Here is a 12,326-nt window from a genome sequence, read left to right on the forward strand (position 1 = left end):
GAACGATACCAATGACTGCTTTATTAACAATTATAGTTTTAGTATTTATTTTAATTGCCATTTGGCAAATGGTTAAGATTTTTGATTTAGCACAAGCTAAAGGCGGAAGTGATACTTCTGGTGTTGCTACTGATAAAGATAATACCATGAACGGTTATTTAATGATGGGCTTTTTAGCATTCATCTATGTAATAACCATTGTATGTTTGGTTAAATGGGGTGATTTACCTTTAATGTCTAATTCGGCATCAGAACATGGTCCTACAGTTGACAACTTGATGGTAATTTCAATGGTTATCATCTTTTTTGTGCAAACGGTTACGCAATTCTTATTGCACTATTTCGCTTTTAAATATAAAGGGGAGAAAGGAAAGAAGGCATTGTTCTTTGCTGATAATAATAAGCTAGAAGCTATCTGGACCATCATTCCTGTTATTGTATTAGCTGGATTGATTATTTATGGATTAAATACTTGGATTAACATTATGGGTGTTGACGAGAGTGATGACCCTATTGTAGTGGAATTATATGCGCAACAGTTTAACTGGAAAGCAAGATATGCGGGTGCAGATAATACATTAGGTAAGGCTAACGTACGTTTAATTGATATTGATCGTGCTAATATTCTTGGTTTAGATGAAGCAGATCCTAATGCACAGGATGATGTTATTACTACTGAATTGCATTTACCTGTGGGAAAACCAGTGTTGTTTAAAATGCGATCTCAAGATGTATTACATTCAGCATATATGCCTCACTTTAGAGCACAAATGAACTGTGTGCCTGGTATGATTACACAATTCGGATTTACGCCAACAGTTACAACAGCAGATATGCGTTTAACACCTGAAATGCAGGAGAAAGTTACAAGAATTAATAAAATTAGAGTTGAAAATAGTAAACCATTAGTAGCTAAAGGAGAAGAACCTCTAGAGCGTTATGAATTTGATTACTTGTTATTATGTAATAAAATTTGTGGTAAATCGCACTACAACATGCAAATGAAAATTGTAGTTGAAACTCAAGAAGAATACGATGCTTGGATAAAAGAGCAAAAAGAATTCAAAAACTCTCTAATTAACTAATAAAAAGAAAAAACGATATAAGATTATGTCAGCACACGCAGATACTCACGCTCACGACGACGACCACGGACATCATCATAAAGAAACGTTTGTAACTAAATATATATTTAGTCAAGACCATAAAATGATTGCAAAGCAGTACCTCGTTACAGGTACGATTATGGGTGTTATAGGTGTTTTAATGTCTATGATGTTTCGTATGCAGATTGCATGGCCAGAAGAACCAAACGTATTATTTGAAGCGCTACTTGGAAAATGGGCGCCAGATGGTGTTATGGACGCTGATATATACTTAGCATTAGTTACAATTCACGGGACTATAATGGTGTTCTTTGTGCTAACAGCTGGTTTAAGTGGTACGTTTAGTAATTTATTAATCCCATTACAAATTGGTGCACGTGATATGGCATCAGGTTTCTTAAATATGATATCATATTGGTTATTCTTTTTATCAAGTGTAATCATGGTTATTTCGTTATTTGTAGAAGCAGGTCCTGCAGCAGCTGGATGGACTATTTATCCACCTTTAAGTGCGTTACCAATGGCACAAGGTGGTTCTGGTATGGGGATGACACTATGGTTAGTATCAATGGCTATTTTCATTGCATCATCATTATTGGGTTCTCTTAACTATATTGTTACAGTAATCAATTTACGTACTAAAGGTATGTCAATGACTAGATTACCTTTAACTATTTGGGCATTCTTTGTAACAGCTATTATCGGTGTTATCTCATTCCCGGTATTATTATCTGCGGCATTGTTATTAATTATGGATAGAAGTTTTGGAACATCATTCTTCTTATCAGATATATTTATTCAAGGTGAAGTCTTACATTACCAAGGTGGATCTCCGGTATTGTTTGAACACTTATTTTGGTTCCTGGGGCACCCAGAGGTATATATTGTAATATTACCTGCAATGGGTCTAGTTTCTGAAATTATGGCTTCAAATTCGCGTAAACCTATATTTGGTTATCGCGCAATGATTGCTTCTATATTGGCTATTGCATTCTTATCTACAATTGTATGGGGTCACCATATGTTTATTTCAGGAATGAATCCTTTTCTGGGATCTGTATTTACTTTCACAACATTATTAATTGCTATACCATCAGCAGTAAAAGCCTTTAACTGGATAACAACACTCTGGAAGGGTAACCTTCAGATGAATCCAGCTATGTTGTTTTCAATTGGATTTGTTTCAACATTTATTACCGGTGGTTTAACAGGGATTATTCTTGGTGATTCTGCTTTAGATATTAACGTACATGATACATATTTTGTGGTAGCTCACTTCCACTTGGTAATGGGTATATCTGCTCTTTATGGTATGTTTGCTGGTATTTATCATTGGTTCCCAAAAATGTTTGGTCGTATGTTAAATAAAAACCTAGGATATATCCATTTTTGGTTAACCGCGGTTTGCGCTTATGGTGTGTTTTTCCCAATGCACTTTATTGGAATGGCAGGTTTACCTCGTAGATATTATACAAACTCTAATTTTCCATTATTTGATGACTTAGCTAATGTAAATGTGATAATTACCATATTTGCATTAATTGGTGGAGTTGTGCAAATCGTATATTTATACAATTTCTTTATTAGTATTTTCTATGGGAAAAAGGCAGTACAAAACCCATGGAAGTCAACAACTTTAGAGTGGACAACGCCGGTTGAGCATATTCATGGAAACTGGCCTGGAGAAATTCCTCATGTACACAGATGGGCTTACGACTATAGTAAACCTGGTCATGATGTTGATTTTGTGCCACAAATAGTGCCTTTAAAAGAAGGAGAAGAAGAGTTGCAACACTAGATTACAACATAGTTTATATTTAAAAAAAAGCTCACTTTTTAAAGTGAGCTTTTTTGCGTTTTATGGTAATTGTATTGCATGATAAAAAAAAATATTAAAAATCCGACAAAACATCAAAAAAATCTGTTAAATTGCGTGGAGTATCGGTTTGACTCTGAGATATACTCAAATTTTTATGCCAAATCCTAAACCTATGATTATGAAAACTAGCTTTTTATCGAGTTTTGTATTTTGTAATGCACTTTTTACTTTTTTGCTTTTTGGTATAAGCCTTAATGTTTTCGCACAATGCCCTACGGTTGATAATCCAAACCCTAGTATATGTATTGGTGGAGCAGGATATACATTCAATGATTTAAATACTTTTGTTACTGATGCTGGAAATGGCATTGCGTGGTATAATGTGGCAACAGGAGGCACTGCCTTTGCTCCTAATGAACTAGTGTTTGAGGGGACATATTATGCGGGAGATAGCACGGGTAGTTGTGGTACAAGAACGTCTTTATTTGTTGATTTTGTTGTTGATGGTTCAGGAACTCTTCCTGATAAATTATATTGTAGTAAAGAAAATGCTACGTTTCAAACTTATATTGATGACGTACTTCAAACATTTATTCCTGTAGGGGGTTCGGTTGAGATTTATACGGATATAGGATTAACAAGCCCAGTAAGTCCTACTGATGTTGTACCCATTGGATTTTCTACTTATTATACCGTATTTATAGATACAGGCAATTGTGAAAGTCAAATTCAAAGGGGACAGATAGGTGTGTCTCCAACACCAGCAGACCCAACACCAGATCCAAATCAGTTATTTTGTTCAGGTTCAAATCCTACTGTAGCTGATTTAGATCCTAATGTAGCATCAGACTTTTTTTGGTATGAACGATTAGATAGTAATGGAAATCCTATTAATCAATTACTCCCCACAGATCCATTGGTTAATGGAGAAACCTATTATTTACAAATTGATGATATATTTTGTACGAGTAATCCAGTTCCTGTAGAAGTAACTATTAATAGTGAAGAATCGGGAGTGTCCAATACGCTTAGTTTCTGTGAAAGTAAACTTCCTGATGTTGATTTTAATCTATTTGATCAATTGGGAAACCCAAAAGATAATACTGGAACTTGGACTGGCCCCATAGCGGTATCATCTGATCACCTGGGAACTGTTAATATTTCTGCTTTAACAGCAGGAACTTATGTGTTTGTCTACACAGTCCCTGCAAATGGAACTTGCCCTGATCTTACATCTGATATAACAATTACTATCTATGAACCTTTATCCTCAGGAACACCAATAAGTCTAAGTCCTAGTACTTTTTGTGTTGCAAGTTTGCCTACCTCATTCGATTTGTCTGCACAATTAACGGGACAGGATTCTGGAGGACAATGGACGGCGGGAACATTAAGTACAGATCCTGTGGTTACATCTCCGGTTGACTTGAGTACATTAACCGAAGGAACATATTTTTACACATATACTCAAAACCTGAGCCCTAATGTATGTGGTGAAGAATCAACTACTATTCAAGTAGATATATTGTCTGACCCAAGTGCCGGTAATGCCATTAATCAGACCTTTTGTGAGAACAATTTAATTTCAAATTCTCCTTTCGATTTGTTTATGGCTCTTGATGGTACTCAAAGTAATAACTCTGGGGTGTGGAGGGATGCAAGTAATAATCCTATTTCAAACCTACTAAATATTACTGGGTTTACGTTTTTGGGAAGCCCATACAGTTTTAATTATACAGTTGGTGATGGCAGTTGTAGCGATACTGAAATAATTACCATAAACATTGAAGAAGGTCAAGATTCGGGAGTAGCAAATCCCCCTGCAGATTTTTGTTTAGGTTTAGCCCCAGTAAATTATGACCTATTTGATATGCTAACTGGCGCAGATCAACCAGGTACGTGGTATATTGGAGTTGACAATTCTGGAGCAATAACTTCAAACTTAGTCGATTTATCTGTGTTAACGCTTGGAACATATAATTATACTTATGAGGTAACCCCCATTGGAAGCTGTATTGATGAGTTAGTTACTGTTCAGATTAGTATTATTGCTTTACCAAATACAGGAACGCCTATGCCTGCAGTATTTTGCGAAAATGATGTTGTTGCAAACTCACCTTTAGACCTGACTGGGCAATTGAGTGGTGCTGATCCAGGTGGTATATGGCAGGATGATAATGCTTCAGGAGCCTTAACGGGTAGTAATGTGGATTTGACTATTCTAGATAGTGGTTCATATAATTATACGTATACAATAACTGCTTCTGATGGATGTGCGAACAGTTCGACGGTGGTTGTAACAATTGATGATGCACCTGAATCTGGAACCCCAAACGGGCCTGCAGAATACTGTAAATCTGTGTTAACTATAGGTCAGACACTTGATTTGTTCGACTTGTTAACGGGAGCAGATTTAACTGGTGCATGGAATGATGATGATGTTACTGGGACATTATCAGGAAGTAGCGTAAGCTTAAATGATTTACCAATTGGAACGTCTAATTTCACATATAATGTTGATGCTATTGGAAGCTGTGATGATGCAGATGTTACAGTAAGCATTATTATTAATGATATCGTGCCTCCAGTAGCTGCTTCAGATCAGGAATTCTGTGATTCGGCTACTGTTTTAGAGTTAAATGCTTCAGGAACAGGGATTAACTGGTACGACGACTTAACCGGAGGAAGCCTTTTGGATAGTGGGACGCCACTAATCAATGGAGAAACATATTTTGCGGTTCAAACAGACACCGCTACGGGTTGTGAGTCTTCTGTAAGAATTGGTGTAACAACTACTATTTATCAATCTCCAAATTCTGGAATAGCCATGCCTTTTTCCGCTTGCGATAATGACAGCAATGTAGATTTATTTAATGCATTGGATGGCTCACAGGATTCGGGAGGAACATGGCTAAATAATGATGGTATTGGAGTATTAACCGGAAATGTTTTTGATGCCACCGGCGTAGCTCCAGGAAGTTATCAATTTACATATATGGTTACAGCTTCTTTACCCTGTATTGATACAGAGACTACCATTACATTAGATATTGAAGAACCCTTGAATGCTGGAACCAATAATACTTTGGATATTTGTAGTGATGGTGATTCTACAGATTTATTTTCACTTATAGGACCTGCAGATATAGGTGGTACTTGGTCTCCAACTCTAGCAAGTGGTACAGGACTTTTTGATCCATCTATAGATCCTTCAGGGACATATGTTTATTCATTGGTAAATTCATGTGGAACATTTACAAGTGAAGTTATTGTAACAGTAACTCAAGCACCAGATGCTGGATCGGACAATACGTTAACTATTTGTGTGGTTGATGCCCCAACTGATTTGTTTGATTTATTAGGAAGTACAGCGCAATCTGGAGGCACATGGTTGCCATCACTAGCTAGCGGGACAGGCATTTTTGATCCAGCAATTGATTCACAAGGTACATATACTTATACGGTAACATCTGTAGCACCTTGTTCTCCTGAAGATGCGGCAGAAATAATAGTAGTCATTAATGATACACCTGCCGTAGTTGTTTTAAACCCTAGTCCGGAGTATTGTTTAATAGATAATCCTACAGTTGCAGATTTGGCGAGTAGTATTAGTTCAACAGGAACCGTAAATTGGTATGAAGATGCCGAATTATCGCTACCATTATTAGATTCAGATAGTTTAGTTGATGAGGAAGACTATTTTGCCACACAAACAAATAGTACAGGCTGTGAGTCTTCAGTAGCAATTCAAGTAGATGTTATAATTAATGATGCACCAACGCCTACGTTAAAGGATTCTAATGCTGATTATTGTATAAGTGACGGACCAACAATTAACGATTTATCTTTAAATATCTATGAATTTGACAAAGAAACAGATAACGTTGTATGGTATGATGCAGAAACGGGAGGAACGGCATATGATAGTACTTCCACTTTAACAAATACCACGTATTATGCGGCGTTAACTGATGCGACTTCAGGGTGCGAAAGTAGTGTCCGTTTATCTGTTACTCCTGATGTTACAGCATGCGAAAAACCAAAAATCCCTGATGGTTTTTCTCCAAATGGAGATGGGGTTAACGATACATTAGATATAGACTTCTTGAGTATACTGTATCCTGATTTTATGATGGAAATTTACAATCGCTACGGAAATATTGTGTACAAGGGAGGAGCTGATACACCTAGGTTTGATGGAACTTCAAACCAATCGAGATCCATTTCTGATGGAGACTTACCAGTAGGGGTGTATTTCTATATATTTAATTTTAACGATGGCGAAAATGCACCAGAACAAGGACGTATTTATTTAAGTAGATAATTCAGAGATTGTAAAAAATAAAAGAAATGAAACAATTAATTGTGTATTATAGAACTATAGCATTGTTAGGAGTACTGCTGTGGTCTATAGGTAGTTTTGCGCAGCAAGACCCGCAGTTTACACAATATATGTACAACATGAGCGTAATAAACCCTGCTTATGCTACTGGTGAATTGGATGTTTTAAATTTAGGAGGTTTGTACAGATCCCAATGGGTTGGTCTGGAAGGTGCGCCAAGAACAGCTAGTTTTTTTGCTCATAAACCCTTAAATGAACGAATTGAGGTGGGGATATCATTTACGAATGATAATATTGGTGATGTTGTTAATGAGAATAATATTTTTGCCGATTTTGCCTATGTAATCCCTGTGGGCTTAGATAGTAAATTGTCTTTTGGAGCCAAAGCAGGAGTCAGTTTTTATAATGCTAATTTTGATGGTTTTGTTTTACAGTCGGGAGATAGGACTACAGATGTAGCCTTTAATGATAATGTTGGTCAAACATTTCCAAATTTAGGTTTTGGAGCTTTCTTTTTTAAAAATAATTTTTATTTGGGTTTATCAGCACCAAATATATTGTCTAGAAAGCATCTGGAAACCGAAAATGGAGTTAGTGCTACAGGTACAGAGAATGTGCATTATTTCTTTACTGGAGGATATGTGTTTGATATGAGCCGGAACATCAAGTTTAAACCGGCATTTATGGCAAAGGCGGTAACAGGAGCGCCATTAGCTATAGATATCACGGCAAATGTACTGTTTAATGAAAAGATTGAAGCAGGATTGGCATATAGATTAGATGATGCTGTTAGTGCCTTGGTTAATTTTAGGGTGACGCCAGAAATAAGAATTGGTTATGCTTATGATTATTCCATCACCAACCTTAGCGAATTCAATTCAGGATCTCATGAAATATTTATCCTTTGGGATATTGACTTTTTTAAATTAGAAGGAGGATATGATCGCTCACCACGATTCTTTTAGCATTTAAATAAAAAGACATGAAAAAGAATTTTTATCTACACGTCAGCTTTTTATTAGCCATTAGTATGTCTTTTGCTCAAAATGGCAACCTGAAAAGGGCCAACAAACTTTTTGATATAAAAGCTTATGTTGAGGCGGCTAAAATATATGAGACCAAAAAACGTACACAAGAAGTACTTGAAAATTTAGGTGATTGTTATTATTATAACGGAGATTTTGCACAGGCATTAAATAGTTACAAGGAATTGTTTGAAAAATTTCCAGAATCTGGTATCGATAGAGAATTCCAATTTAAGTATGCCCAGTCCCTAAAAGGAAATAAAGAATATAAAGAAGCTGATAAATATTTAAGTAAATATTTTCAAAAAGAAATAAATACGATAGCATTTATGGATTCTTTGGCAAGTTCAACCCCTCAAATATTTAAACTTGAAGAAATAGAGTGTGATTATGCTGATAGTTATTTTGGTTTGTCTTATTTAGAAAAAGATAACGTGGTGTTTGCTTCTGCGAAAAATAAAGACAGTTTATTATACGCTTGGAATGAATTACCATATTTAGATCTATATAAAGCCACTTTATCGGAGGAAAATAAACTTGAAAATATTGAATCGCTTTCAGATGAGATCAATACAGATAATCATGAAAGTAATGCCATTTTTACCAAAGATGGCAAAACCATGTATTTTAATAGAACAAAAATTGTCGAAAGAACAAAAGCAGATAGAAGTAAAATAGCTCAAGTGAGTATTTATAAGGCAGAATTGGTTGATGGTGTTTGGGCAAATATTGTTGAACTTCCATTTTCATCCGAATCTTATAGCGTTCAACATCCCGCTTTAGATAAAGATGAGAAGACGCTCTATTTTGCTAGTGATATGCCTGGTTCCTTAGGTAGTTTTGATCTATATAGGGTTACTATTAATGGTGATTTCTACGGTGAACCTGAAAACTTAGGACCTAAAGTAAATACAATACATAGAGAACAATTTCCGTTTATTAGTGAATTTAATATTCTTTATTTTTCTTCAAACGGACATTTAGGTTATGGTGGGTTAGATGTTTTTAGAAGTATTATAATAAATGATGAGGTTAGTAAACCTATTAATTTAGGAACTCCTGTTAATAGTAATTTTGATGACTTCGCCTATACTGTATTGGAGCGAGAAGAGAAAGGGAATGTGTCTTCAAACAGGAGTGGTGTCGATAGAATATACAGCTTCACTAGAGAAGAAAATGAACTTTCCGTTTATCAGGTTGAAGGTTTTACCAAGGATATGCATACTGGTGAATATATGGGCGGGACTTTGGTAACCTTATTTGACGAATCTAATCAAGTGATACAGGATACTATTGTAGGAGACGATGCGTATTATATTTTTAAAATCCAATATAACAAAAGATATAAGATTAGAGGGACGCGTAGAGCTTACATCCCTCAAGATGTTGAGTTTTCAACAAATAGCCAAGGAAAATCTCAGCATAACATTGAATTATCTTTAGAAGCTTATTCTGATGCTGAAGAAAATATTGAAGAGAGTGAAGATGGCGAAGTACGGGTTAGATTGGATAAAATTTATTTTGATTTTGACAAATCAGATATTAAAGAAAAGGCGGCTAAAACGCTAGATGTGTTGGTGGACTTAATGAAAAAATACCCATTTATGGAGATTGAAGTGTCTGCGCATACCGATGCGTTGGGAACAGACCAATATAATTTAGATTTATCAAAACGCCGTGCAGCCTCTACTTTAGAATACTTAGTTAGCCAAGGAATTGATAGAAAACGATTAATAAGTATTGGTTACGGAGAAATGCAACCGTTAAATGATTGTATAGAGGAAGATAGCGATTGTACCGAAGCTGAATATGATATAAATAGGCGTTGTGAATTCACAATTATAAATTAAAGTGAATCATAACCAGTTTAATTAGAGAAAGCCTTTCCAATTTTGGAAAGGCTTTTTATTATATTTGCTAATAGTCGTTCCTGTGCATACGGGAAAATAATTTCATAATACCTTTTTTAAAAATAAATCATTCCTGTTTAAACAGGGCATTGATATGAACGAAAACCTTGACCCAACAAACGATAATTTTTCTCCTGATGAAATTGATGTAGAAAGAAAGTTAAGACCACTTTCATTCGATGATTTCACGGGTCAAGATCAAGTATTGGAAAACCTCCAAATATTCGTTCAAGCTGCCAACTTAAGAACAGAAGCGTTAGATCATACTTTGTTTCATGGTCCTCCAGGTTTAGGTAAAACAACACTAGCCCATATTTTAGCAAATGAGTTAAATGTTGGTATTAAAGTAACTTCTGGACCTGTTTTGGATAAGCCAGGAGATTTGGCTGGCTTATTGACTAATCTTGATGAACGTGATGTATTATTTATTGATGAAATACATCGATTAAGCCCAATAGTAGAGGAGTATTTGTATTCTGCTATGGAAGATTATAAAATTGATATTATGATAGAAACTGGGCCAAATGCGAGGACAGTTCAAATTAATTTAAACCCATTTACTCTGGTTGGGGCAACAACGCGCTCCGGATTATTAACATCTCCAATGCGTGCTCGTTTTGGTATTCAGAGTCGACTTCAATATTATAAAACCGATTTATTAACAACCATTATTCAGCGTAGTGCAACTATTTTAGACGTTCCAATATCTATGGAAGCAGCAATAGAAATAGCGGGAAGAAGCCGCGGGACACCTCGTATAGCTAATGCTTTATTGCGTAGGGTTAGAGATTTTGCACAAATAAAAGGGAATGGCAGTATTGATATTAAAATTGCTAAATACGCTTTAGAAGCTTTAAATGTTGATGCTCATGGATTAGATGAAATGGATAATAAAATTTTATCCACCATCATTGATAAATTTAAGGGAGGACCTGTTGGTATTACTACGATTGCTACAGCAGTAAGTGAAAGTCCAGAAACCATAGAGGAGGTTTACGAGCCCTTTTTAATCCAGCAAGGTTTTATTATGCGTACACCACGTGGTAGGGAAGTAACAGAACAAGCCTATAAACATTTAGGAAGAACAAAAGGATCGGTTCAAGGCGGATTATTTTAGAATATCTTCTCATTCAGAACCAGTCAAGATTCCTAAAATTATGAATGCTAAATATGAATATACACAACTCATTAAAACCGAAGCTAAACGTCTCGGTTTTTTATCTTGTGGTATAAGTAAAGCGCAGTTTTTAGAAGAAGAAGCACCTCGGTTAGAAAAGTGGTTAAATGCCAATATGCATGGTGAAATGCACTACATGGAAAATCATTTTGATAAGCGTTTAGATCCAACAAAACTAGTGGAAGGATCAAGAAGCGTAATTTCTCTACTTTTGAATTATTTCCCTACGGAAATCCAAAATGATAATAGTTTTAAGCTGTCCAAATATGCATATGGCAATGATTATCATTTTGTTATAAAAAACAAGCTCAAGTCCCTTCTTAACTTTATTGAAGAACAAATTGGAGAAGTTCAAGGACGAGCTTTTGTAGATTCTGCACCTGTGCTAGATAAAGCTTGGGCTGCGAAATCTGGTTTAGGTTGGATAGGAAAGCATTCCAATCTCATAACTCAACAAGTAGGCTCCTTTTATTTTATCGCTGAACTTATTATTGATTTAGAGCTGGATTATGATACGCCAGTTACTGATCATTGTGGGACCTGTACCGCTTGTATTGATGCCTGTCCTACACAAGCTATCACCGAACCTTACGTGGTTGACGGTAGCAAGTGTATTTCTTATTTTACTATTGAATTAAAAGAAAACATACCTATAGAATTTAAAGGAAAGTTTGATGATTGGATGTTTGGTTGCGATGTCTGTCAGGATGTTTGTCCATGGAATCGATTTTCTAAACCACATAATGAACCACTTTTTAATCCTCACCCAGAACTCTTGTCCATGTCAAAAAAAGACTGGATAGAAATTACAGAAGATACCTTTAGAAAAGTATTTAAGAATTCCGCAGTAAAACGTACTAAATATTCCGGACTAAAAAGAAACATCAATTTCATAAAAGAATAAGAGTTTCCTTGTTAGGATTGTTATATTTGTTAGTTTCAAAATA

Annotated in this window: 7 protein-coding genes; all 7 read left to right on the forward strand. The window is 35.5% G+C overall.

What is annotated here, in order from left to right:
• Positions 1-11 precede the first annotated feature (11 nt).
• Positions 12-1,085 carry a cytochrome c oxidase subunit II gene (locus Q0857_RS04730; protein WP_298532705.1) on the forward strand — a complete coding sequence of 358 codons (1,074 nt, stop codon included), beginning with the start codon at positions 12-14 and terminating at the stop codon, positions 1,083-1,085.
• Between the two features lie 25 nt (positions 1,086-1,110).
• Positions 1,111-2,904: a cbb3-type cytochrome c oxidase subunit I gene (locus Q0857_RS04735; protein WP_298532707.1), complete on the forward strand. Its 1,794-nt coding sequence runs from the start codon at positions 1,111-1,113 to the stop codon at positions 2,902-2,904.
• A 199-nt stretch (positions 2,905-3,103) separates the two neighbouring features.
• The gene (locus tag Q0857_RS04740) at positions 3,104-7,249 is read left to right on the forward strand and encodes a gliding motility-associated C-terminal domain-containing protein (RefSeq protein WP_298532709.1); all 4,146 of its coding nucleotides are present in this window, start codon (positions 3,104-3,106) and stop codon (positions 7,247-7,249) included.
• Between the two features lie 26 nt (positions 7,250-7,275).
• Positions 7,276-8,232 carry a type IX secretion system membrane protein PorP/SprF gene (locus tag Q0857_RS04745; protein WP_298532711.1) on the forward strand — a complete coding sequence of 319 codons (957 nt, stop codon included), beginning with the start codon at positions 7,276-7,278 and terminating at the stop codon, positions 8,230-8,232.
• Between the two features lie 17 nt (positions 8,233-8,249).
• Entirely contained in the window at positions 8,250-10,142 is a 1,893-nt protein-coding gene (locus Q0857_RS04750; RefSeq protein WP_298532713.1) for an OmpA family protein, read from the forward strand.
• A 154-nt stretch (positions 10,143-10,296) separates the two neighbouring features.
• Entirely contained in the window at positions 10,297-11,319 is a 1,023-nt protein-coding gene (gene ruvB, locus Q0857_RS04755; RefSeq protein WP_298532715.1) for a Holliday junction branch migration DNA helicase RuvB, read from the forward strand.
• A 40-nt stretch (positions 11,320-11,359) separates the two neighbouring features.
• Positions 11,360-12,283 (forward strand): tRNA epoxyqueuosine(34) reductase QueG, encoded by a 924-nt coding sequence (gene queG, locus Q0857_RS04760; protein WP_298532716.1) that lies wholly within the window; start codon positions 11,360-11,362, stop codon positions 12,281-12,283.
• Positions 12,284-12,326 lie beyond the last annotated feature (43 nt).

The organism is uncultured Algibacter sp. (genome assembly GCF_947495925.1).
Classification (GTDB): domain Bacteria; phylum Bacteroidota; class Bacteroidia; order Flavobacteriales; family Flavobacteriaceae; genus Algibacter_E.

Bases quoted from the DNA above. Each gene is read 5' to 3' on its own strand.
- Q0857_RS04730 (WP_298532705.1), top strand. From the start codon at position 12: ATGACTGCTTTATTAACAATTATAGTTTTAGTATTTATTTTAATTGCC.
- Q0857_RS04735 (WP_298532707.1), top strand. From the start codon at position 1,111: ATGTCAGCACACGCAGATACTCACGCTCACGACGACGACCACGGACAT.
- Q0857_RS04740 (WP_298532709.1), top strand. From the start codon at position 3,104: ATGAAAACTAGCTTTTTATCGAGTTTTGTATTTTGTAATGCACTTTTT.
- Q0857_RS04745 (WP_298532711.1), top strand. From the start codon at position 7,276: ATGAAACAATTAATTGTGTATTATAGAACTATAGCATTGTTAGGAGTA.
- Q0857_RS04750 (WP_298532713.1), top strand. From the start codon at position 8,250: ATGAAAAAGAATTTTTATCTACACGTCAGCTTTTTATTAGCCATTAGT.
- ruvB (WP_298532715.1), top strand. From the start codon at position 10,297: ATGAACGAAAACCTTGACCCAACAAACGATAATTTTTCTCCTGATGAA.
- queG (WP_298532716.1), top strand. From the start codon at position 11,360: ATGAATGCTAAATATGAATATACACAACTCATTAAAACCGAAGCTAAA.